Source organism: Paenibacillus litoralis, assembly GCF_046244365.1.
GTDB lineage: Bacteria > Bacillota > Bacilli > Paenibacillales > NBRC-103111 > Paenibacillus_V.
In genome coordinates, this window is the sequence record NZ_CP176395.1 from 7,213,745 (window position 1) to 7,235,657 (window position 21,913).

Sequence of the window (21,913 nt, forward strand, 5' to 3'; positions counted from 1 at the left end):
GTTACGCCTCCCAATCGATAGGAATCGTTTGTCCGGTCCGCTCGGATTCGAGCGCAGCCGTAAACAGCTTGTGGCTGCCTGCCGTTTCGTCCGGCGTGGCGCAGCGGAACGGCTGCTTCATCGCGCCGCGGTGCGCCACTTCGTCGCAGAACGCGGCCCACATTTGAAGAATCGAGTCGGTAAATCCGAATTCGAAAATGCCGCCGGTAATCGTCGGATAAGCCGATTGATAAGGAACGTCGGCAACATGCCATGCTTGCTCGCCGCCCGGCGTATAAGGCAAGGAAGCGACTTGCTTCGGATTTTTGGTGGAAAATTCAGCCGAACACGCCGTGCCTTGGATACGGATAAACCATGTGTTGGCGTGGCCAGGCGCGATCCGCTTCGTGGACAGAATCATCGGAAACTGCTGATCGTCCGTCCGTACGTCGCAAGCCAGAATCGCATTATCCCACGTTTCGCAAGGAACCGGCGCGCCGTCCTTGCCCGGCCTTTCCGGCACAATCTTGGAAAGCAGCGCCCGCACGCTGCGCGGCTTCCAGCCGAAACGCAGAGGCAGATGCAGCACGTGCATCCCGAGATCGCCCATACAGCCGTATTCCCCGTTGGTCGCAACGATTCGCTTCCAATTGATCGGCTTGCTAGGGTCCAAATCGCTAGAGTGCCAGAAGCCGGCCTCCACCTCGATGATTTTGCCGAAACGGCCTTCGTTAACCCATTTGGCGATCCGCATGGCACCGGGGAAGAATGGGAACTCCGAGGAGCTGCGGACGATCACTTCCGGATGCTCTTCGATCGTCTGCAAAATGCGGCGGTTCGCTTCCTGATCGATGCCGAACGGCTTCTCGCCGAGAAGATGCTTACCCGACTTGATGATATCGATATAGAGCGATTCGTGCAAATGATGCGGGACCGCGCAATAAATGGCGTCGATGTCCGGATCGGCCAGCAGCTCCTTGTAGTCGGTCGTCGCCTTGGTAACGGTCGGCACATGGTTCTTGAACCATTCGGTCGCCGCAGCGTTCGCGTCGCACACCGCCGTAATGGCCGGCTCGAAATCCGTATCCGTCAGATGGCACCAGCGTGCCGCCGCACTGGCGAATTCCTTGCCCATCAGCCCGCAGCCGATAACGCCGAAACGAATGACTGTTCTCTGCATTACGCCTGCACCCCCTTCAATATGGCCAGCGCTTGTTCCGCTGAAGCACCTTCATGTACGATGGCCATCAGAGCGGACGTCATGCCGGCCGGATTCGGGTGCTGGATCACATTGCGGCCGTATACGATGCCGGAGGCGCCTTGATTCATCAGTTCCACCGTCCGGTTCACAATCTCCTCGTCGCTTGCCCGGCCGCCGCCGCGCACCAAGACCGGAATGCCGGAAGCGACTTCGATAACCCGGTTGTATTCCGTCACATCGTCGCACGGGTCGGCCTTGATGATGTCGGCGCCAAGCTCCACGGCCTGGCGGACGAGCGGCATGATTTTGCGGATATCGCCGTCCACCATGTAGCCGCCCTTCGCTTCGTTAGGGAGCATGACCAGCGGCTCGATCATAAGCGGCATCCCGTATTTCTCGCATTCCGTCTTCAGCAGCGAGGCGTTGCGCACGCACTGGTGGTGCAGCTCCGGCTGATCCGGCAGCAGCAGAAGATTGACGCATACCGCAACGGCGTCCAAACGGACGGCCTGTTCGATCGCCCGGTCGATCAGCTCGCTGAACAGAAACCGCGGCAGCACGCTCCCGTAAATATTCGCCGCATCCGTTCTCAGCACGAGCCCTGGCTTCTGCTTGCCGGGAATCTCCTGAAGGAGTCTAGCCTGCCCCGCGCTTAACTGTACGCAATCGGGCCCTGCCTGGACGATCGTCTCGATTGCCTGTTTCATATTTTCGATGCCCGACAAAAAAGAATATTCATTAAAAAAGCCGTGGTCGACGGCAACATCGAAGCATTTGCCTTGCGCACTAAACATTCGGTTCATTCTCGCTTTACCGCTCATATTCCCAACCTCCAACATGTTTATTGCAAACAACAAATGTTTGTTTATAACATAACTATAGTACAATTCTAACATTTCTGTCTATACCATTCTTTTTGAAAGGCGGCCGGTCTCCATCTCCCTAAGTAAGAAACCTATAAAGCTACCTTCAAATGTATTTATTCGAAGCTGCCTATCAGCATTTCCCCTAATATTAGAAACTATCGTCATAAACCCAATCAAAAAGAGTTCAATTTCATATTATGATCTCAGACTTCCGGTTGAGATGTCCCCGAAGGGAATAAGCCGGATGAATACCAGCTTAGGAGGGAATTCCGATGTCATTGGGCGGAGCTTTCACATCGACTGGCACTATTTTGGTATTGTTCATTCTGTTGGTGATCGTCGCTTGTTCCGTTTGCGGATTTGGCTACTAATTGCAGGGTGAAATGGAATGGAGGGAAACAAGATGGGTGAAGTTTCCGGAGCACGCGGAGGATTTACTTCTACTGGAGTTATTCTAGTTCTTTTCATCCTGCTGGTTATCGTCGCTTGCGCTTGCGCTTGGAGGTAGAGCGATAGCAGGGGAATCGGCAAAAACACGCCAAAAGGGGCTCGCCGCGGCAGGCTGCCCCTTTAGCTAGTTGAAAAGGAATAAGGCGGCTTCACAATCGGCTTTACGCTAATCGTTTTGCTCGTCGGCGAACGTTAAGTTCTTGTCGGCAAGGGCGCGACGTAACGGCTCCAACACTTTTGGTCCCACGCCGTGCAATTTCAGAATCTCGTCCTTATTGAGCTTGGCGAACTGCTCCAGCCTTACATAACCGGCACTGACGAACGCCCGTTTTGCCGGTTGCGACAATCCGGCCGGAAGATCGCTTTCCGTCTCGTTTCGAGCTCCCGCTTTCGATTCCCTGTTGTTCTTTGTCATAGGGAGCCTCCTTTTAGAATTCAAGTTAGCCATTGAATATCCGGCTTAGTAAGTATTGACCCTCAACACAAGGCTTAGCCTCCCGCTTCATTCTTCGATTTCGAAGCTACAATATCAACTAATTCGTCAATCGTCCCCAAGCATATTTCCACTTCAGGCAAATGATAAAAAGTACTGGTTGTTTCCGTGTTATTGACTTCTTCATCCGGGGAATACAGATATACTTTTTTGCCTTGTCCTAGCGCAATTCCTAATTCGATATGGCTGCCTTTTCCCGCCGGCAATATAACTACAATGAAGTCAGCTTCGATTACCGCGTTTTTCTCCTTCTGACCGATTTCTCTTAACTGCTCGATGGATGCAACCTCTTCAACTTGCGTCCAATCAAAGGTATGAACGTACCCTTTCCTGATCAACTGCTCGCTAACATACCTGACTGTACGCAGGTTTTTAAAACTGGATGCCACATAAAATTTCATTTTATCCTCCGCTATGCCTAATTTCCCGAACGCAGCAACGAGAGAAGCTCTTCATATATGCCAGGATTGGCGTAAACGACTTCTTCTCCCCATAATTCAAGCGGAATATCCGCAGGGATTTCTCCAACGTGGCCAGTGATGACTCCCGCTTCACGAGCGATAAGACCCGCTGCCGCAACGTCCCAGGGAGCCAGACTCTCTGTATGGGCGTCCAGACGGCCCGATGCTACATAACAGATGTCAATGGCCGGGGCCGCCAATCGGCGGATGTCTCTGCAATGGGTAGCCAAGAGATTCACTCTTGCAAGCGCGGGACGCACTTTTAATTTATCGTGGGGAAAACCTGTACCGATCACCGCTTCCGACAAAGCGTCAGAGCGACGAACATGAAGCTGTTCGCCATTGCAGCGAGCGCCTCCTCCTCGAACACCTACATAGGTAACCCCCAAATCCGGCGCATGCACAGCCCCCGCCCACACTACACCGTCAACAGCAATAGCCGCAGATACGGCAAAATGAGGGAGATGGCGCGAATAGTTAACGGTACCGTCCAGAGGATCGATAATCCACAGCGGACCTTCAAAATTAGTAGTAGTCCAGTCTCCATCGGCGGTTTCTTCCGAAAGAATTCCATGTTCGGGGTAAAGACTGGAAATCGCTTCGCAAATGATCCGATCGGAGGCTAAATCCGCCGATGTCACCAATTCTCCGGCGTTCTTGTACGTTACCTCTACGCGGGAATTCTTCCGTAATTCGATCATTTTTTTCCCGGCAGTGCGAACAACTTTATCCGCGAAGGTCGCCCATTCCAGCGCTTTATCTTTCATTTGGTTATACCACCCTTATTCTCTATGCCTTTCCATCATACTATCATGTTTACCGACAAGCATGGGGTATTTTACCTTTTGTTGACCATCTTTCAAAAATTTCGCCGTCGATGCTAGGTGTGCGCTGTTCCGTATACAATCCCTGCGAAAATATGATAATAGCAGATCCTACTGATTGGTAGATTATAGAAAGGGGACCATAAGAATGGCCGTACCTAAACGCAAAGCTAGAGTTCAACTGTCGCCGCCTCAAAACATTTATTTCAGCAAGGTACTGTTTTCCGTTGGCAACGACCTGCATGTTCAAGTTGATCCTTTGCGACAACTCGCCGATGGCAGCTTTCTGATTACGGTGCATGTGAAAGGAACGCAAAAAGCCCGTGCGCTCGCCACATTGCTGGTGCTTCGCAAACAAATAGGCGGTATAATCATCCGCGTTCAAGTTAGAAACCAGAGCGGAAAGCTGGTATGTCCGATTAAGAGGTCGCTTACGCCGGCCGAAATTGCTGCACTCTATCAGATCGCCTTCCGGACGAACAGGCTGTTTGTCTTCGCCGCCGTTCGACGACTCCCCTTTACCGGCGTGTTCCCCGTGTTCAAAGCGAAGGTTGTCCAATTTTTCGCCGATAATTTGGCGGACCTCTTCCGCAACTTGAACGAGGTTGCGGCTTTCGTCTTCCGGGACGTTCTGAAACAAACGATCGGGCAAACGCCGATCCAATTCTCCACCGCACAGAAAAAATAGAGCGTTTCACTAAAACGCGCAAATCACGCGCGTTTTTGTGTTGCAGCTCCTGCATGGAAGTTCCCGCAACAACAAGCCGCCTTATTGGGTATTCCTGGGATGCGGGGCGTCAGCCTCCTCTTCCTTCAAAACAAGAAGAGGAGCTGCCGGCGAGCAAACTCCTCCACAACGTCCCAAACTTTAGGAACTTATTCAAAGAAAACGCTTGGATATTCAACAACTCCTGAAACATGCTCAAATATATTCTCTTGCAGCTCTAACGCCATAAATGCCTCATCTCGCACTTCGAAAGGCGCTTTTATTCCCCATAAAGATGCTGGTTTGAAGCCGAATTTCGGATAATATTCCGGATGACCGAGTACAACAACCGAATGGTATCCAAGTTCTTTTGCTTTTTGTAATGCTTCGAGAATCAGCAGCCTTCCTTAATCCTTCGGATTTTCTGATGCGAGACACCAGTTCATGTTTTTTTTATCGCTGAATTCCATATCGGCAAATGCACGCTTTACGACGTTTTCGGTAATTTGATAATCATCTGCCTGTTCTTCTCTGATCGTTATGTTCATCTTTCCCATCTCCTAATTTTTCTTCCTAATCATCAACACACCGGATATAAGGTAAAGAAATGAAGAAAGCACAAACAATTTAAAAATACTCGGTGTCATAGCCATATACAAGCTTATTGGAAGCGACCAAAGAAAGGCGATAATCATGAGGGAGGATTTTTTCAAGATCGCTGCGAATAATGCTAAGCAAGCAGGCGCCGCCAGCGTAAATAAGGTATGCAGTAAAACGTCATTTCCAACCGGTTCGCGAGTGTATGGATTGTAAAAGGTTAATATAACCCAAAGTACTATGGAACCCATTGAAGCAAGTAGACCGATGCTATACGATAGGCTCGTTCTGCTCAGATCCTCCACCGCCTTTCCCTCTCATAGACCGCTCGGGCTGTAACAAAAACTACTCGTCCCGCCGCTCAATCGGAACTCTTACGATAGTCTGCCATTTCTCAACCGGGTTCCAGTTCGACTGATTTAAATAAATCTCCCGTGTCTTTCCCTTAACCCGGTACCCCATATCCGATATATGACTTACGATTTCTTGAGCCGTCTTTTCCGTGTCGTCGTAATGGCCGACCGCCATTTCCGCAGAACCTCCTCAGCTTGTTCCGCCGCAGCGTTCCATTATTGTTTAGTTCGACGGGCGGATCTTGACCGACTCTATAATAACCTTTAGTTCTTCTTTGTGCTCTTTGGTCAATGTATATCCCTGACTCGTATTATTCGAGTACATAATCATCCCCCCGCCTTCCGGCGAAAGCCAAAGTTGTATGGAAGGCGGAGCCTTCCTGTCATCCTTCAAAACAAATTCAGCCTCGTAGTCCGGCGGACTGGCTTTAAGCGCGCCCGGCATGGGATCTGCAGTCTGTATGGCTTTAATAAACGTTTCTATCTGCTTCCGGTCCTGAACGATACCCGTAACTCCTTTGTTTCCGCTGCTGTCCTTTTTGTAAATAACGATTTTCCGAACGTCTTTATCGTTCCAATCCTCGACACACTTGCTGCTTTTAGCTGCACAGTCTTTTTCCCCATTGCAGCCTGATAGAATGAGAATAATGACACTCAACCAAACGAAAATGACGGTTCTCATCATTCCAATCTCCTTTTATTAGACTTAGCCTAATAACGTGGAGAACGACAAAATAGTTGCGTTAAGCCCCCGTTGTTGAACAGGCTGCCGAAGAGGACAGCCTGCCCGTTGCATGTTGCTATTGCGCTATTCGTTCGGCTGCCATACTTTCAGCTTATTGCCATCAGGGTCATAGAAATCGAATTCCCGGAACCAGCTGTGCACAAGCAGATCCCCGACACGAATGCCATTCGAGCGGGCATGCTCGTATAGGCCGGCAATATCTGAAGTTCGAAAACATACAACCGGCATTTCATAATGCTCCCCGTTTTCCAACCACTGGTTTGTATGAAAAGCTAGAACTTGCCCGTCTAGCCGCTCGCGCAAAAAAACCTCTTGCTTACCCGCAAGCAAATAATCTCCGCCCTGCTCTAACCCGAAATGCTCCATATACCATGCCTCGGATTGCTTTCTGTTGGAAACCGGGATGTATACACCATCTATTCCGGTCAGAACGGTTTTCCTTTTTACCTGTTCCTCCAACGCTCCCCAGCTCCTTTAATTTGAGTTTTCCCCAAAGGGGGAACCGCTCGGCCGTCGTTGCCCCCAGTATTGGTATTAACTAGCAATATTCGATGTATGGAGAAGATATCCTTCTCGCGGCTTGTGAAAGGATCAGCGACCGGCTTCCTATGGAAATGGTAACGATATTCCGGGGCTTAGCCGCCTGATCGTACCGGCTTGTACGTCACCCCAACCACTCTTTGTCGGCCCACTTCTCGGGCGAATTCTCGGGCGAGTCCACGACGCCATCCGATTTCTTATCGATTGCTCCTAATTGGCTTGATCCGATTGAGAAAATGAAAAAGAGCTGCCGACAGGCAAGCTCCTCTTTATTGTGACCCTATCGTTTTCACGAGCCTTAGTCTGATGTTCAAGTCCCGTTCCTCGGTTTAGCTTAACGACCGTATTTGCCTGATCGGCTATCCGCTCTGCGCTTCGGCCTCAATCGTTTGCTTCATGATTTCGGCTCCCCGCTCGACGCGCATCCGGATTTCTGCAGCGAACTCATGAGGCAAAAAATCGGTAATCCAGACGAGCCGACTACGGTTATCGCTCTCGGCAATGATCTGCAGCGAAGCATGATGGTGCACAAGCGGCATACGTGCCTCGACCACCGAGTACGCCAACCTGCGAGACTCGTCATCCACGGCAACGATACGTTCGCGCACGACTCCCCCGTTCGCGAGAATGAGGATTCGGTTGTCGCCATCTAGCTGTGTGTCGGCGGTATAGCCTGGCACAAGGCGCCGATGCACTGCACCGACATCGCGTACCGCCGCCCAAGCTTGCTCAGGAGCGGCCATGATCAAGATTTCCTTACGAATAGTTGCCATTTTCCCTACCTCTTTTTACCATCTTATGCTCTTGCTGCAATGTCTTCAACCCTTGACCGCCGCGATCAGGAGAAAGATAGGACGACGGGTTTCGTCCCGCATGTCCGGATATTTGGCCAATGCTTCTTCGGACGGTTGAGGCTCGGATACGTTCGTAATCTGAAAACCTGATTCCAATAGCGCATTCATATGGGTCGCGACGGTACGATGATATTTGACAACATCATTGTCCAGAAATCTTGCCTGCCGCGGACCTTCATTCTGGTAATTGTCGACGGGCCAATGCAATCGCTCGCCTTGCGGACCGTAATACCAGTCTTGCGCAGAAAGCGCGGTGAAGATCGGATGCTCGACCGAGAGTACGAATGTGCCCCCTGGCGCCAGACAGTGGTGAACCTTTCGGCAAACCGCATCGAACCGCTCGATATAATGCAGGGCAAGCGAGCTTATGACCACGTCGAACGCTTCTGCGGTAAAATCGATATCTTCTATTGCAAGCTTGCGGTATTCGATCGCCGGATCGTCGGTATACGCTCTGGCACGCGCAATCATATTTTCGGAGAGATCTATCCCTACAACCGACCGGGCTTGCTGTTCCCGCGCATATCGGCAATGCCAGCCAAAGCCGCAGCCAAGATCAAGCACCCTTTTATCGCGCAGCTCGGGAATGAGCGAACGGAGGACCGGCCATTCCCCGGCAGCATCCAGCCCGCCGACCGAACGAGGCATCTGACTATAATTCGCGAAAAATCCGGGATCGTCATATTTGTTTTGTTTCATAGCTCGAAGCCCCCTCTAGTGGTTATCCTGTACTCAGTTATCATCATCATCTTTTATTTTACCAGCAATACCAGCCGTATCTAAAATTCAATTGTCCAAGAATGGAATTCCATGGACGTTTAATCCGGTCAACCCGCCGTAATCAAGTTTCCTCCTAGTAAGATTACCACTTCTTCCATGCGCTTTATCGGGGGAGTATTCCTTTAATAAAAGATTCTTCCGCCATCCTTCCCGACTGAATACTTAAAGGCATTCTCCAAATTCGTTCAGGAAAGGGACTCCATAAACCAAAGCAAGCAAGGATAAACGCCATTCGGCTTCTTTGAAGCCAGACGTTTACCGAGAAATGGAACAATCAGCGGAGGATATACTTTCTGACATTTTAAAAAAACACCTGCTCCCTATAGTAAGAGAGCAGGTGCCGGGTAGCATATTTAGGGGTTCACTTTCACGACGATCTTCCCGCTGATCGCCGTGCCGGCATCGTTGATCAGTTCGCCTTGATACTCGTACGTGCCTGCCGGTCTGTTAGCGATAGCCGTTATCGCGTATTGTGCGTTCGGCGTATGATCTAGCCGCTTCCGCGGAAAAAGACGGCCAAACGATCAAAAGCGCGGAGGCTGCCTTGGCCCGACTATCGGACACGGACCCGACCGCCGCAGCGGAAAACTCTCCGTTCGGCATATCGACCCATCTTGCGAGAACAAGCTTTGGTTGGACGCCGGAGTTAAGCGCGCTCATTCATCTTGCAGGCGCCAAAAAAGATAGCTCGTGCCGCCGTTAGATTTAAATACCTCCACTTTCTTCCAATCCGTCGTCGGTGACAAAGCGATAACCTGCTGGTGCACCTGCCCGGTCGAATCCTTCACCCGAAGACCGATGGAAGCGGCATCCGCCGTTTTGACCCAAAACTCCAGCTTCTGCATATCCAAAGGCAAGAACGTTCTGCGAATCGATACGTACTGGCCGCCTGCGTTGAAATCGCCGCTCAGCCTGCCGGAAAAGACTCCCGATTTGGCAGCGGACGAATCCTGCGCATACTCGCCCTTGGCTCCCGGAAACTCGGTGCCGAGGCCGAAACGCCAAACCTCTTCATCGCTTTCAAAGCAGCCGATGGGCGCTTTTTGTAACGTTTCTGCCGCTAAAGCTATCGTGTTCCCTGCAACTAATCCATTCCAAGGCGAGATCATCAAAAGCAGGACCAGCATGAAGCTTAATCATCCACTTTTTCGTTAACAAGTTAACTCACTCCCTATAGAGGTTGCCAAGCTACATTTGAAAACGTTCCGTTTCCCCTTCGACAAACTGTCCGCCGGCTTGAAGCACATACCGGATATGGGCCGCACGCACGTCGCGCGTATTTTCGGCGCCGGTCCGCACCATGATGGCCGCGGCGGTTCCCGCCGCCTCCCCGATCGCGCTGATTCCCGACATTACGCGGTAAGAGCTGTGCGCTTCATGCGTGCCGCTTATGCACCTTGAGCTTAACAACAGATTGCAGAAGCCCTTCGCAATCAAGGAGCGGTACGGGATATGATAATAACCGGCTCCTCCGATCGGCACGAGTTTGGCGCTCCCGCCAAGCGGATCATGAATATCCAGCTCGTAAGCGCAAGCGGCGACCATGTCGTCGAAGGTTTTGGCCGAGAGGCAATCTTCCGCAGTCAGCACATAGTCTCCCACAATGCGCCGCCCTTCGCGGACCCCCAGCTTCGAAGCGATGAAATCGACATGCGCTTCCCGAAATGCCGGATGCCGCCGAATGGCCTCCACCAGCTCCTCGGCTTGTTTGACGCCTTCTTTCATGCCCGCTTCGACCGACTCCTCGGAAGTCGGGTCCACATCCGTCACCGCAGTCGAATTAAACAACAGCGACTTCCCGTCCGGATAAGGAAAGCACAATACGCTTGGCCTTGGATTGCTCGTGCGTCCCTCCTCCTTCATTCGCCGATAATAGTCCGTCAGCTCCTGACGAAGGGATCGGATGCCACCCCATGTGGTGAACGACGGATTTTGCAGCAGCTCCGGAGCAAATCCGCTCAGCTTGAAGGTAACGGTTGCGGACTGCATTTTACCGTCCTCCTCGCGTCCCATTTGGCATTCCGCACCCGCCAGCGCGCTTAGATTTCCGTCGGCTGAAGCATCGAGAAACACCTTGCCCTTCAGTTCTCCTTGCCGGTTGCCGTCAAGAGTCAGACTGACGATGCCGCCCCCTTGAACATGCACACGCTTCACCGACGTGCCGGTCAAGACCGTTAGCGTCGGCTCTGCTGCCAGCAGAGCTTCGTAAGCCGCTTTCAACTCCCACTCGTCGTAAGTCGGAACCGTCTCCTCCTCCCCGTAAATGCCGGTATGGCGGTACGCGGAAGGAAATAGCTCCCGGTGTATGCCGTTATTAATGACACGGCCGCTGTAATCCCTGAACTTGCATACGAGGGAAACCGCGGAATGAACGCCCGTTCCCCCGATCTCCTTCATTTGTTCGATGAGAACCACCTTCGCACGCATACGCGCGGCAGCCAAAGCCGCACAGACGCCCCCTACTCCGGCCCCAACCACTACGACGTCGTACTCATTGCCTATTTGCCCCATGCTTGCCCTCCCGGCTTCATCTTCTTTACCAAGGATACACGGCTTCGCCGTCTTTTTGGCGGCGCGTTTACCGAGAAATATCAGTCTTGTATAATGTGAAACAAATAAATTCTGATATTATCCATAGAGCCGCTGCGCTATGTCTTCATGCGTATAGCGAAGCAGCTCCTCTTGTAGGTCTAGCGTCACTAAAAAAAGAAAGCGTTTACAATATAGTGCCGGCACCGGCTTACGTTGCCGCTTGTTCGGCTCCATTCCCGCATGATCCGTAATCATCGGGTAAATGGCTTTACAATACCGCAATCGCACGACACGACGCTCCTCTGCTTCCTGCTACTTGCGGTCGCTTATGTCCATAATGCCGACCCAAAGCCCATCATGCTTATCGGAAAAGGTGAAGGTGATCTTGCGGCTGTCCGGGCTAAACGAAGGATGCGGGTGTCCGGGATGCATGCCGCGGCATGGCAGTTCGCATAACAGCTCGGATCGTTTCGTAACCGTGTCGATCAGCACGATTTTGGAGATGCCGGGCTCCTGCGTATCCGCAGCCGCATATCGGCCGTCGGGACTGATGCCGACATGCCAATACCTGTAATCGCCGTTGACGAATTCGTGCCGCTCGCCCCGCTTATCCGTGAAATAGACGCCTGTCGGTTTATCCGGACTGTGCGGATATTTCACGAAATATAGCCCGCTTCCGTCGAACGCCCATATTTCGTGCCCCACGTATTCCACATGCCGTCCGCTTTCGTCCTTCTTCTGCGGAAAGACGTTGTGCGTTTCCCCGGTTCGCATATCGATTACCCATAACCGGTCCGGTATGTGCTCCGTCTTGCCCTCGTGGCTATAAAACACCAGTTCCGGGTCGACCGGATTGACCATGGCATGGTTCGCCACCGGGTACGGCTGGGCAAACATCGGACGTATCGCCTCTCGTATGACCCCGCTTGCCGTATCGACCGTACCGATTACCCAGTCTATCTCACTTGGCACAGAAGCCTCGGATGCCTCGTGCCGCTCGCTCCAATAGACGCCGAGCGTCTTGCCGTCGTTCGTAATCGATAGAGGCCCGTCGAAGGAGCAATGCTCCTTCAGCCTGCAAACCGTGCGCCGTGCCCCGCTCCAAGCCTCGATGGCATACAGCTCGTTCTTATCGAATACATACAGGATGTCGTCGCACGAAACGACGCCGCGTCCCCACTCGAGACCCTCTTCGAGCACCTGCGACTCGCCCGTTTCCGTATCGAAGCGCACGACGCTTCCCTTCCAATTATCCCGGTCGATATTCGTGTGCACGATCAAATGCCGGCTGTCCGACAGCCACGTCATCGCGGAAAAATATTGATGAGCCGTATCGCACCCTTCGCTCCCGATCGCGAGGATCGGCAGTCCCGTGATGCCGTCCGTAAACGATGCTTTCGTCAGCATCGTTATCGCCTCCCTATTCGGTATCGCCGCTTTCCTTTCGCGCGGCTTGCTCCCGTTCCCGGTATTCGCCCGGCGTAAAGCCGGTGCTTTTCTTGAAAATTCGCACGAAGCTGTTAACGTTCGTATAGCCGACCGCTCCGGATACGTCCCGGATTAGCATATCGCTGCCTGCGAGCAGCTCCTTCGCCTTCCTCATGCGTATATCCATCAAATAATCGATGAAATTCCGTTCCGTTTGCTCCTTAAATAGCCGGCTCACATGCGACACGCTCAGCTTGAACTCGCTTGCCAAATAATTGAGCGACAAATCGCTGTGCATATAATGGGCATCGATAAACGCGGTGATCCGTTCGACAACGTCGTTCCGCTCCCGGCTGCCCCGTTTCTCCTCAAGCTGGTCCGCGTACCTGCCCAACTGCTCGTTCACGTAATCCGACAACTGACGAATGTTCTCATACTGGCTGAGCAAGTCGAACAGCCTGTGCGAAGGCGCCTCCTCAAGCAGCGCAGGATCGATCTCGCCGACCGCTTTGGCCGCCTTCATCATAAACTGAACGACGAGCTGCCGGATCATATCGGGTGCGGCGCCGCTGCCGGCCATCTCGCCGAACCAGCGTTCCGTCTGCTTCGCCATCTTCTCGCGGTCCGTCAGCCGGAGGGAGTCGACGATCGTATCGGTCATTCCCAGCAGCCTCATAAATTCGCCGCCCGCCGGCTCCCGAATATCCTCGCTGGAGATGATCGTGTTGCCGCCGAGAATCATCTTGTACGACAGCGCCGACAAGGCGTCGTGATAAGATTGCTGCAGCGTATCGATCCCTTGCGTCAAGCGGCCCAGTCCGATCGAAACCGTCCGTTTGAACTGCTCCTCCACATAGCTCTTGATCAGCTCGGCAACCGCCAATGCCCGCAGAACGTTCGCTTCGGCGTCCGCTTCGGCAAAGCTGACGATGAAGACGACGAGACCGTCCCTTGCTTCAATGGCGACACCCAAGCATTCGGTGTTGATCATCTCTTCCGCTACATTGCATAGCGCATAGCAATACAAATGAAGATCCTGCTTCGTGGCGATCTCCGACTTCCGGTCGAATTCCGCAGCCATCGCCATCATATGCCCGGCATATAGCGGGAATCCGATCGCTTCAAGGCTCGGCAGCAGCTCCCCCGGATTTTTACGCGCGCCGATCAAAGCGTCCATCGCCAGCCGCCATTTGATAATCGGCTGCGTTTCGAGCATTTGCCGGAACATCCGGTCGCTGTCAGCCAAAATATGCGACAAAGACGTTTCGATGCCGCCGAACTCGTCGTCCGCCGCATGCTCGGATTTTCGTTCATAGGCGCGGTACGCTTGCAGCTGCTTGGTCACATTGGAGAGCACCCGGTTGACCGGCCTGAACATCCAGCTGTTTACTACGGCCGACATGGCCCCGGCAAGCAGCAGAAGAACGACGGAAATCACGAGAAGCGTGTTCCGTACCCTAACGAGCGGTTTGCTTAGCTCCGCGTCGGATACCACGCTAACGATTTTCCAGCCCGTATAAGGGCTCTTCATGTAAAACACCGTTCTGCCGATCCCGTTCATTTTGGCGCTGAACTGCCCTTCGTCCCGCTCCCTCATGTCTTTGGTCCAGACGGTCTCGCCGGCCTGCGATCCGATCAACGATTTATCCTCATGACTGATAATCGTTCCATTCGCATCGACAATAAACATGTAGCCGAGAGAAGGATCGATCGCATTTTTAATCAGGTTGAAGATGGACAGCTCGTCGATATTGACGGCAACCGCGCCCTTTCGGTACCCCTCCGCGTGCGTAAGCGGGTACGAGCGAATAAGCGTCATCACGTTATGCCAAATCGTTCCCGAATCGTCCAGGGACAGCTTTCTTGTGCCGATTAGCTGATAAAAATTCTTGTAATGCTCGAAGGCGTTGATCAAGCGGTAGTCGATGCCCGATTCCCGCTGCTGAAACGGGTTGGTCTGCGACCAGCGCTTCTTAGCGTACGAATACAGATCGATCGAAAAAATGATGTCGTTGCTGAGCAAAATATCGCCGATTCGGTTGTTGATCGCGATACTGTCCTGCTGATCGGCGGAGTCGTCCTCCATGAACACCCACATATCCCGGCTGCGCAAAAATTGAATCGCCTCGGAATCGACAGCCTTCAGGACCAGCAGCAGCTTGCCGTTTACCTCGCGGAGCAGCGACATGTTCGTTCGCCGGACTTCTGCCTGCAGGTGATCGGTCGTGATGAAATAAGACAGGCCTGCCGTCGAAACGATGCAAAGGCTCAGAAAAAGCAAAATGATCGTGATCGCAAGCTTCGAATGGCTCCGCTTTGCTATCATGCCTCTGCCCCCCGGTTTATCGAAGAAGGAGGAAATAACGGGACCACGCGGGTCCGGTTATTTCCGCTATCGAATTATTTGAAACTCGCTTTATTTTTCTCGTACCATTCCTGCGCCAGCTGATCCGCCTTGTCTCCGCCGGCGTTCTTGTACTCCTTGCGCATCATGTCGAGCGCCTGCTCCGGCGTAATGTCGCCTTTGACGATCGCTCTCGTGCGAATCTCGTCCAGCTTCGGCCCTACGCTTGCAAACACGTTATTGATTTCCGGCATATTCGGCACGTATGGGATATCCCGGCGGAACGGCACGCTGAGCGCCGAATTGATCGCTTCGACGTTCATTTTGGCCCAGCGCTGAGAAAGCGGATCCTGAGCGGCTTTGACCATCAAGTCCTCCGGCTTGAACGTCTTGGCGTCATCCTTGACGATCGCATATTCGCTGGCGTACGCCACTTCCTTCTTGAATTTGTCCGCGTCGATCACTTGAGGAACGCCGTTCACCAATTTGTAATGCGTGTTCTCCACGCCGTTCTTCAGCGCAAACCAGCCTTTATCCATCAGCCAGTCAAGGTATGCCATCGCCGCCTTCGGATTTTTCATATCCTTGTTGAACGCCACGTAAATATTTGCCGGGGTTTCCTGGTAATATCCGAACTTGCCGTACTTGGTCGAGAAGGCGGCCAGCGGCACCGGATTCGCTTCCGGAACGTTCTTCATCAAATCCTTCATGAAGCCGTCTATGCCGTTGCCGACCGTGCCGATCAGAATGCCCGTTTTGCCTTGCGCCCAGTCGCTCATCATCTTCTGGCTGTTCTTATCGGTCAAATATTCCTTGTCGATATACCCGTTCTCATACAGCTTTCTTTCAAATGAAATCGCCCCTACATTGCGGTCCACAAATCTGGCGTTGGCAATTTTGCCCCCTTCGAGGTACCATTGGGTGCTGTGCGTCGCATATAGGCCGCTGATGACGTTGGGCCAAACGTACATCGAAACGACAGGCGCGCTTGCATTCCCGGAAAGCCCTTTGTCCTTGAACGCCTTCACGACCGCGAAAAATTCCTCCTCCGTCGTCGGCGCCTTCATCCCTGCCTTGTCCAGCCAATCCTGCCGGATCCACATACCGGCGTTGGCTAAGCCGTTCGTTGGCCGTTTCGTCGTGATCCCGTATAGTTTGCCGTCGAACGTCATAAGCGGCTTCAAATCCGGATTTTCGCTAATATATTTCTTCAGTACCGTGCTGTATTTCTCTATATAATCGTCAATTGGTTGAATGACGCCCTGCGTGACGAGCGTTCCGATATAATTGCGGTCGAATTCCCAGATCAGGTCCGGCGCTTCGCCGGAGGCAATCAGCGTATTCAGCTTTTCCTGAGCCTGGTTGCGGGGAACCGGAACGTATTTCACCTGGATGCCCGATTGTTCCTGAATCCACTTGGTCCATCGGTTCTGCTCATAGGAGCCTTCGTCTGCGGCGACGGCGCCCCGGTCGTACATGGACACGCTGACGGCCTTCGGAAGCTTATCGTATTTGTCTTCCGTCTTGCCTGCAGCGGACGGCGCCGGACTGCCGCTCGCGCCTTCCTCCGTTTTGCCGCAGCCGGCTAAAGCCACTCCCAGCGTCAATGCCAAAGCCGCCGAGCCTAACACCCATCGTTTAGATCTCTTCATACCATGACCTCCCACAAAGATTGATTATATCATAAGGCGCTTAAGCGCCGTTATGAGCCGAATGCTAGAATGCTAGAAGGCTACCCTTTCACGGAACCCATGAGGACGCCTTTCACAAAATACTTTTGCAGGAACGGGTAGATGAGCAGGATCGGCAGCGAGGCCAGCATGGCCGCGCCTGCGCGCACGCCCTCCGGCGGCAAAGCATTGCTTGCGTCCGTATCTCCAAGCAGCAGCGCGGGATCGAGGTTGTCGATCATCTGGTAGAGCTTGACCATAAGCGACATCTTGTCCGAGCTTTTGATAAAGATGAGCACGTTGTAATAAGCGTTCCACCAGCCGACCGCGTAAAAAAGCGTTAACGCGGCGATTACGGGAAGCGCAAGCGGCAGGACGATCCGCACAAGCACCGTCCAATCCTTCGCCCCGTCGATAGACGCCGACTCCTCCAGTTCGTTCGGGAGACCCTCGTAGAACGTCTTCAGAACGAACAAGTTGTACGTACTGATGAGCCCAGGCAGCCACAGCGACCAGTACGTGTTCATCAGCCCCAAGCTTTTAATAAGCAGAAACTGGGGAATAAGCCCCCCGCTGAAAAGCATGGTGAAAATAATCATGCCGAGCACCGGCCCCCGGCCGCGCAAATCCGCCTTGGACAAAGGGTAAGCGGCCATAATGGTAACCAGCATATTCAGCGAGGTGCCGACGATCGTAATCAGAGCCGTATTTTTCATCGCAACGAATAGCTGCCCGTCATCGATCAAATTGCGGTAGGCATCCCAGGTGAAATCCCGGGGCCATACCGATACATAGCCGGACCGAATCGCTTCACCGGAGCTGAGAGAAACCGCCAACACGTTCAGAAACGGAAACAAAGTCGAGAAGGTGCACACTGCCAAGAAGAGGTATAGGATTCCCCGGGTCAAGCGTCCTTTCCTTACAGCCATCCAACATCACTCCTAACTATGATCGAAACGCCCCCGGCCATGTTCTTCGCTACCATAACGCGCGCTCTCCCATCGCCCGTATGACGCGATTTACCGATAGCACCAGTACTAGGCCCACGAGAGATTGAATCAATCCGATAGCGGTCGTGTAGCTGTATTGAAGGTTGACGAGGCCGAGTCTGTAGATGTAGGTGCTCATGACGTCCGAGACGCTGGTTACCATCGGGTTCGTCAGCACCCATACGTGCTCGAAGCCGACGTCGAGCATGCGGCCCATTTGCAGAACGAGCATAAGCGCAATCGTGCTTCGGATACCCGGAAGCGTCACATGCCAAATTTGCCGCATCTTGCCTCCCCCATCCATACGGGCCGCCTCATAAAGATGCGGGTCGATGCTCGACATGGCCGCCAAATAGAGAATGGTACCGAACCCCGCATCCCGCCATATGCCCGAGAACACGTAAACGAGCGGCCACCAAAAGGTGCTTCCCATAAAATAAACCGGGTCGAGTCCGAACGCCTTCAAGACATAATTGATAAACCCGGAGCCGGGGGACAGAAGTCCGATGACGATCGTGCCTAGAATAATCCAGGACAAAAAGTGCGGCAAATACAGCAAGTTCTGTACGACTCGCTTGTACCATTCCACCCGCACTTCATTTATCACGATGGCGAGCGCGATCGGCACGGGAAACCCGATGCAGAGAGAGTACACATTCAGCAGCAGCGTGTTGCGGATGATCTTCCACAGATCGCTGCTGTGCAGCAGCCGACTGAAATGCTCCAGCCCCACCCATTTGCTTCCCCAAATGCCGTCGGCCAGCCGAAACTCCTTAAAGGCGATGATTTCTCCGTATAAAGGGAAGTACTTGAAGACGATAAAGTAAGCGATTACGGGGACGAGCAGCATATAAAGAAACGGTCTGCGCTTCAGATCCTTCCATAACGATCTTCGCGAAGCTTTCGCGAGGGCACGTTCGGGGCTTCCGGCATCCACAGTTCGTTGTGCAAGCATGCTTCGTTCACCTTCCTTTCTGATGGGTCAGCCTGTTGCGGTTCGGCTTGGTCCCACCATAACAACCGCCATCTCCCCCGGAAAGCTCCACTTTTTGCGGCCCCTCGCTTCTTTTGCCCGAACGGGTATGCACGTTTTGCTCCGATACGCTTTTCATGACAAAAACCCGAGCGCTGTGCGCCCGGGTCTTAATAAAAATGCTTTCTTCCGCTATCCGTACCGTAAATCGACTGGACTCTACTCAAATGTTAAATCCCCATACTGACCTTTGGCTTCTATATACGCCTCCATGTTGTTCTTGGACAATTCCGTACCGTTAAGTTTAACATTGGTAAACCGGATATCCCGCACGTTATGCAGGTCGTCAACGCCGTGAATCAACGATTTGCGCGGAAGCTTGCCGCGATAGAAGACATCTTCAAAGGTGATGCCGCTCACGGAACCAAGCGGTACGCCAGGTACGAATTCATCCGTCTTGATCTGAAACAGCATGGAGTCCTCGGGAACTTCGAACTCGTCGATTCGGATATTTTTAAAGCGAACATTGCTTATCTTATTTCCGCCTGTAGCCCAGAGTTGAATGGCGCCGTTATATTTATTCAGATCCCATACGCCGCGCTGATTCAAGATATGGATATTTTCAAAGCTTACTTGATCGATTGAAGCGTTCGGCGTGGTGCCCAAGCCCAGCAATATGGGGCGTGCGTTGTCGGCCCAGAATATCGAATCCTTAACCGTAATATTCGATGTCTCCCCGTAATGGTACATGACCAAATTATCGTCGGTCGTTCTTATAAATACGCCTGAAACACGAGCGTTTTTGCTGCCCGATAGGTGGATGCCGTCAGCATTTACCATGGAGCCGAAAAAATTGATGTTCTGGATCGTCGTTTGGTCCGTAAAGTTCATCACAACCGACCACATGGGGTAATCGATCAGCGTAATGCCTTCCAGCTTGGAATTGGCGCTTTTCGTAATCCAGATCGCTCCGCTTCGCCCCTCGGCGTACGTTCTGGGCCGCAAAAGATCTCCGCCATACAGGATGCCGCGCCCCCGGATCGTGATATTGTTCCGGTCATCTGCGGAAATTGCCCCCTTAACGACCGACCCCGGCGCCAAATAAACGGTCGTGTCGCTTTGACTGACGTAAAACGCTTCACCCGCATGCCAATTGCCATAACCCGTAGACGACATATAAAAAGTGGACTCGTTGCCATCGACGACTTTTTCATAGCCCGGGAAAGCTCCTCTTACCGCTTTGCCCTTTGCGATGTTCGTCGAATCGCCGTTCTTATAGAGCCTGAACTCGCTTGCTATAGAGGCCATGACATAATGGCTGGAACCGGTATTGCCGAGCAGGGTGAGCTTTACATATCTGGCCTTCACGTTTTTCAAAATATCGGTAACGGTTCCTTCCATCCGGTTCTCGCGTCCGTCGTATATTTGCACATACGGATCCTCCGCTTTCTCCTTGGCCTCGATGAGGAAACGCTGCGGTCCTTTGGCAAACCACTGGGAGTCGGTAAGCGGCTGCACGAAATCGAACTTTTCCAGTTGAAAGACGTCCCCGAGATCAAGTTCAACCCACATGCCCTTAGGCAGCTCATGTTCTCCAGGCGTAAAGTAATACGTATTTTTGCCGGCCGGCAAATAAAGCGGGACAGGATCGCCCGGATGTACGACATACACGTTCTCTGCATCCGGTGAGGGGGCGTCTTTTTCAGGCGTGTTGGAAAGGATGTGCAAATTCCCTTCGCTCCAGCTGCCGTTTACCATGATCGTAGGCTTTAAAGGCGCCTTGTCATCCTGGGTGAGCGTAAAGTATAGGATGTGCTTACCTTTTTTTCTGGCATTGATTGGATAGGAGCTCGGCCGAATTTCAAATTCCTTTATTTCCGCCGGATGATACGTCACCTTAAATTCTACCGTACCGGTAAAGTCAAGGTTCACCATGGCCGCGTCCGTAGGAACGTCCTGCTCCTTCTGCTCGCCGTTCTTGACATTATATACGTAAAGCTCCTTCCAGGCTTTCTTCCCATCCCCGCGCACCCATACCGAGAAGCTGTCGTTTTTCTCTTTCCAGTCGGGCGTTTCCCAAGTAACGACTTCCGCCGGGACCTTCTGTTTTTGCGGCTTTGCGGCAAGCGCCTCTCCATTGACCAACAGAGCTGCCATCAAGAACACCATCATCAACACCTTCATCGTATCCCATCCTCCCCGTATCCTATAGAGTAGATCCGCAGCCCTATCCTTTCACGCTGCCCAGCACGATGCCTTTCATAAAATATTTTTGCAGAAAAGGGTAAAGGATCAGTACGGGCATCGCGGCCATAAAGATTTGCGAAGCTTTGGTCGTACGGTCCGATACTTCCGCCAGCGCCTTCATATCCTCTGCCGTCAAGTTTCCTCCTGCGGTGAACAGCTCCGTACTTACGACAAGCGTCTGCAAATAGGTTTGCAGCGGATAATTGGCCGGCGAGTTCATATAGATCAGGCCGTCGAACCAGGAATTCCATTGACCGACACATGTAAAAAGCAAAATGGTCGCCAGCGCAGGCATCGATATCGGAACCATGATTTTCCACAGCAGCTGCCAGTGGGTACAGCCGTCAACAAATGCGGCCTCCTGGATTTCCTTCGGCGTACCGCGAAAGAAATTGAGCAGCAGCACGATATTAAACACCGCCACCGCTCCCGGAAGAACAAGCGCCCAGATCGTATCGAGCATATGGTAGTTGCGAATGACCATATAAGTAGGAATGAGTCCCCCGCTAAACAGGATCGTCACAAAGAAAAACCACACATAAAAGGTTCGCATGGGGAAATCCGCCCGCTCCTTCGACAGCGGATATGCGGAGATAATGACGACCGCTAAGCTGATGACCGTCCCCAGGACAACCCGTTTTATGGAAACCAGCAGCGACTGCAGAAATTCCGGTTTGGACAGCGCGTATTTATAGGAGCTCAGTGTAAAATCAACCGGCCACAGCTTCACCGCACCCGCCGTTGCCGCCGAGCTGGAGCTGAAGGACAACGCAAGGATGTTAATGAGCGGAAGCAAACAAACCACAGCCAAAACAATCAGAAATACATGGTTGCAGAGGAGAAAAATTTTACGTCCAAGCGAGTCGTTGATGTCCATGAAT

At 52.5% G+C, this 21,913-nt stretch carries 22 protein-coding genes and 1 pseudogene; 3 read left to right on the top strand and 20 right to left on the bottom strand.

The window, feature by feature from the left end:
- Position 1: 1 nt before the first annotated feature.
- Positions 2-1,159 carry a Gfo/Idh/MocA family protein gene (locus ACKGJP_RS30430; protein WP_409342505.1) on the bottom strand — a complete coding sequence of 386 codons (1,158 nt, stop codon included), beginning with the start codon at positions 1,157-1,159 and terminating at the stop codon, positions 2-4.
- Entirely contained in the window at positions 1,159-2,001 is an 843-nt protein-coding gene (locus tag ACKGJP_RS30435) for a class I fructose-bisphosphate aldolase (protein WP_409342506.1), read from the bottom strand. Before ACKGJP_RS30435 ends, ACKGJP_RS30430 begins: the two co-directional genes overlap by 1 nt.
- A 317-nt stretch (positions 2,002-2,318) precedes the next feature.
- On the opposite strand from ACKGJP_RS30435, the gene ACKGJP_RS30440 reads away from it, so the two are divergent.
- Positions 2,319-2,417 carry a YjcZ family sporulation protein gene (locus tag ACKGJP_RS30440; RefSeq protein ID WP_409342507.1) on the top strand — a complete coding sequence of 33 codons (99 nt, stop codon included), beginning with the start codon at positions 2,319-2,321 and terminating at the stop codon, positions 2,415-2,417.
- A 32-nt stretch (positions 2,418-2,449) separates the two neighbouring features.
- Entirely contained in the window at positions 2,450-2,554 is a 105-nt protein-coding gene (locus tag ACKGJP_RS30445) for a YjcZ family sporulation protein (protein ID WP_409342508.1), read from the top strand.
- Positions 2,555-2,662: 108 nt separating this feature from the next.
- Here the strand turns inward: ACKGJP_RS30445 and ACKGJP_RS30450 are convergent, their stop codons facing one another.
- From ACKGJP_RS30450 to ACKGJP_RS30460, 3 genes are all read right to left on the bottom strand, one after another.
- Positions 2,663-2,911 (bottom strand): DNA-binding protein, encoded by a 249-nt coding sequence (locus tag ACKGJP_RS30450; RefSeq protein ID WP_409342509.1) that lies wholly within the window; start codon positions 2,909-2,911, stop codon positions 2,663-2,665.
- 74 nt (positions 2,912-2,985) lie between these two features.
- Entirely contained in the window at positions 2,986-3,390 is a 405-nt protein-coding gene (locus ACKGJP_RS30455) for a nucleoside 2-deoxyribosyltransferase (protein WP_409342510.1), read from the bottom strand.
- Between the two features lie 17 nt (positions 3,391-3,407).
- The gene (locus ACKGJP_RS30460; RefSeq protein ID WP_409342511.1) at positions 3,408-4,217 is read right to left on the bottom strand and encodes an inositol monophosphatase family protein; all 810 of its coding nucleotides are present in this window, start codon (positions 4,215-4,217) and stop codon (positions 3,408-3,410) included.
- 205 nt (positions 4,218-4,422) lie between these two features.
- Between ACKGJP_RS30460 and ACKGJP_RS30465 the strand changes: the two genes are divergently transcribed.
- Positions 4,423-4,962 carry a hypothetical protein gene (locus tag ACKGJP_RS30465; protein WP_409342512.1) on the top strand — a complete coding sequence of 180 codons (540 nt, stop codon included), beginning with the start codon at positions 4,423-4,425 and terminating at the stop codon, positions 4,960-4,962.
- Positions 4,963-5,150: 188 nt separating this feature from the next.
- Here ACKGJP_RS30465 and ACKGJP_RS30470 read toward each other — a convergent pair.
- The 15 genes and pseudogenes from ACKGJP_RS30470 to ACKGJP_RS30540 form a co-directional block, all read right to left on the bottom strand.
- Positions 5,151-5,528 (bottom strand): annotated as a pseudogene (locus tag ACKGJP_RS30470) (GNAT family N-acetyltransferase).
- Positions 5,529-5,922: 394 nt separating this feature from the next.
- The gene (locus ACKGJP_RS30475) at positions 5,923-6,105 is read right to left on the bottom strand and encodes a hypothetical protein (protein WP_409342513.1); all 183 of its coding nucleotides are present in this window, start codon (positions 6,103-6,105) and stop codon (positions 5,923-5,925) included.
- Between the two features lie 48 nt (positions 6,106-6,153).
- A complete protein-coding gene (locus tag ACKGJP_RS30480) occupies positions 6,154-6,615 on the bottom strand; it encodes a hypothetical protein (protein WP_409342514.1) in 462 nt (153 codons plus the stop codon).
- Between the two features lie 123 nt (positions 6,616-6,738).
- Positions 6,739-7,134 (bottom strand): VOC family protein, encoded by a 396-nt coding sequence (locus ACKGJP_RS30485; protein ID WP_409342515.1) that lies wholly within the window; start codon positions 7,132-7,134, stop codon positions 6,739-6,741.
- 440 nt (positions 7,135-7,574) lie between these two features.
- Complete coding sequence (locus tag ACKGJP_RS30490; RefSeq protein WP_409342516.1) at positions 7,575-7,988, bottom strand: SRPBCC family protein; 414 nt, start codon at positions 7,986-7,988, stop codon at positions 7,575-7,577.
- 45 nt (positions 7,989-8,033) lie between these two features.
- Positions 8,034-8,768: a class I SAM-dependent methyltransferase gene (locus ACKGJP_RS30495; protein ID WP_409342517.1), complete on the bottom strand. Its 735-nt coding sequence runs from the start codon at positions 8,766-8,768 to the stop codon at positions 8,034-8,036.
- A 737-nt stretch (positions 8,769-9,505) separates the two neighbouring features.
- Positions 9,506-9,976, bottom strand: coding sequence for a hypothetical protein (locus ACKGJP_RS30500; RefSeq protein WP_409342518.1), 471 nt, complete (start codon positions 9,974-9,976; stop codon positions 9,506-9,508).
- A 61-nt stretch (positions 9,977-10,037) separates the two neighbouring features.
- Positions 10,038-11,360, bottom strand: coding sequence for an FAD-dependent oxidoreductase (locus ACKGJP_RS30505; protein WP_409342519.1), 1,323 nt, complete (start codon positions 11,358-11,360; stop codon positions 10,038-10,040).
- Between the two features lie 333 nt (positions 11,361-11,693).
- Positions 11,694-12,788, bottom strand: a complete 1,095-nt coding sequence (locus tag ACKGJP_RS30510) for a TolB family protein (protein ID WP_409342520.1) — start codon at positions 12,786-12,788, stop codon at positions 11,694-11,696.
- Between the two features lie 13 nt (positions 12,789-12,801).
- Positions 12,802-15,135, bottom strand: coding sequence for a helix-turn-helix domain-containing protein (locus tag ACKGJP_RS30515; RefSeq protein ID WP_409342521.1), 2,334 nt, complete (start codon positions 15,133-15,135; stop codon positions 12,802-12,804).
- A 74-nt stretch (positions 15,136-15,209) separates the two neighbouring features.
- Positions 15,210-16,805, bottom strand: a complete 1,596-nt coding sequence (locus ACKGJP_RS30520) for an extracellular solute-binding protein (protein WP_409342522.1) — start codon at positions 16,803-16,805, stop codon at positions 15,210-15,212.
- Between the two features lie 80 nt (positions 16,806-16,885).
- Complete coding sequence (locus tag ACKGJP_RS30525) at positions 16,886-17,752, bottom strand: carbohydrate ABC transporter permease (protein WP_409342523.1); 867 nt, start codon at positions 17,750-17,752, stop codon at positions 16,886-16,888.
- Between the two features lie 49 nt (positions 17,753-17,801).
- A complete protein-coding gene (locus ACKGJP_RS30530) occupies positions 17,802-18,767 on the bottom strand; it encodes an ABC transporter permease (RefSeq protein ID WP_409342524.1) in 966 nt (321 codons plus the stop codon).
- Positions 18,768-19,004: 237 nt separating this feature from the next.
- Positions 19,005-20,969 carry a glycosyl hydrolase family 28 protein gene (locus tag ACKGJP_RS30535; RefSeq protein ID WP_409342525.1) on the bottom strand — a complete coding sequence of 655 codons (1,965 nt, stop codon included), beginning with the start codon at positions 20,967-20,969 and terminating at the stop codon, positions 19,005-19,007.
- Between the two features lie 43 nt (positions 20,970-21,012).
- Positions 21,013-21,909, bottom strand: coding sequence for a carbohydrate ABC transporter permease (locus tag ACKGJP_RS30540; RefSeq protein WP_409342526.1), 897 nt, complete (start codon positions 21,907-21,909; stop codon positions 21,013-21,015).
- Positions 21,910-21,913 lie beyond the last annotated feature (4 nt).

What these genes read in the sequence shown, in the direction of transcription:
- ACKGJP_RS30430 (WP_409342505.1), bottom strand. Translation starts at nt 1,159, where the DNA reads ATGCAGAGAACAGTCATTCGTTTCGGCGTTATCGGCTGCGGGCTGATG.
- ACKGJP_RS30435 (WP_409342506.1), bottom strand. Translation starts at nt 2,001, where the DNA reads ATGAGCGGTAAAGCGAGAATGAACCGAATGTTTAGTGCGCAAGGCAAA.
- ACKGJP_RS30440 (WP_409342507.1), top strand. Translation starts at nt 2,319, where the DNA reads ATGTCATTGGGCGGAGCTTTCACATCGACTGGCACTATTTTGGTATTG.
- ACKGJP_RS30445 (WP_409342508.1), top strand. Translation starts at nt 2,450, where the DNA reads ATGGGTGAAGTTTCCGGAGCACGCGGAGGATTTACTTCTACTGGAGTT.
- ACKGJP_RS30450 (WP_409342509.1), bottom strand. Translation starts at nt 2,911, where the DNA reads ATGACAAAGAACAACAGGGAATCGAAAGCGGGAGCTCGAAACGAGACG.
- ACKGJP_RS30455 (WP_409342510.1), bottom strand. Translation starts at nt 3,390, where the DNA reads ATGAAATTTTATGTGGCATCCAGTTTTAAAAACCTGCGTACAGTCAGG.
- ACKGJP_RS30460 (WP_409342511.1), bottom strand. Translation starts at nt 4,217, where the DNA reads ATGAAAGATAAAGCGCTGGAATGGGCGACCTTCGCGGATAAAGTTGTT.
- ACKGJP_RS30465 (WP_409342512.1), top strand. Translation starts at nt 4,423, where the DNA reads ATGGCCGTACCTAAACGCAAAGCTAGAGTTCAACTGTCGCCGCCTCAA.
- ACKGJP_RS30475 (WP_409342513.1), bottom strand. Translation starts at nt 6,105, where the DNA reads ATGGCGGTCGGCCATTACGACGACACGGAAAAGACGGCTCAAGAAATC.
- ACKGJP_RS30480 (WP_409342514.1), bottom strand. Translation starts at nt 6,615, where the DNA reads ATGATGAGAACCGTCATTTTCGTTTGGTTGAGTGTCATTATTCTCATT.
- ACKGJP_RS30490 (WP_409342516.1), bottom strand. Translation starts at nt 7,988, where the DNA reads ATGGCAACTATTCGTAAGGAAATCTTGATCATGGCCGCTCCTGAGCAA.
- ACKGJP_RS30495 (WP_409342517.1), bottom strand. Translation starts at nt 8,768, where the DNA reads ATGAAACAAAACAAATATGACGATCCCGGATTTTTCGCGAATTATAGT.
- ACKGJP_RS30500 (WP_409342518.1), bottom strand. Translation starts at nt 9,976, where the DNA reads ATGCTGGTCCTGCTTTTGATGATCTCGCCTTGGAATGGATTAGTTGCA.
- ACKGJP_RS30505 (WP_409342519.1), bottom strand. Translation starts at nt 11,360, where the DNA reads ATGGGGCAAATAGGCAATGAGTACGACGTCGTAGTGGTTGGGGCCGGA.
- ACKGJP_RS30510 (WP_409342520.1), bottom strand. Translation starts at nt 12,788, where the DNA reads ATGCTGACGAAAGCATCGTTTACGGACGGCATCACGGGACTGCCGATC.
- ACKGJP_RS30515 (WP_409342521.1), bottom strand. Translation starts at nt 15,135, where the DNA reads ATGATAGCAAAGCGGAGCCATTCGAAGCTTGCGATCACGATCATTTTG.
- ACKGJP_RS30520 (WP_409342522.1), bottom strand. Translation starts at nt 16,805, where the DNA reads ATGAAGAGATCTAAACGATGGGTGTTAGGCTCGGCGGCTTTGGCATTG.
- ACKGJP_RS30525 (WP_409342523.1), bottom strand. Translation starts at nt 17,752, where the DNA reads ATGGCTGTAAGGAAAGGACGCTTGACCCGGGGAATCCTATACCTCTTC.
- ACKGJP_RS30530 (WP_409342524.1), bottom strand. Translation starts at nt 18,767, where the DNA reads ATGCTTGCACAACGAACTGTGGATGCCGGAAGCCCCGAACGTGCCCTC.
- ACKGJP_RS30535 (WP_409342525.1), bottom strand. Translation starts at nt 20,969, where the DNA reads ATGAAGGTGTTGATGATGGTGTTCTTGATGGCAGCTCTGTTGGTCAAT.
- ACKGJP_RS30540 (WP_409342526.1), bottom strand. Translation starts at nt 21,909, where the DNA reads ATGGACATCAACGACTCGCTTGGACGTAAAATTTTTCTCCTCTGCAAC.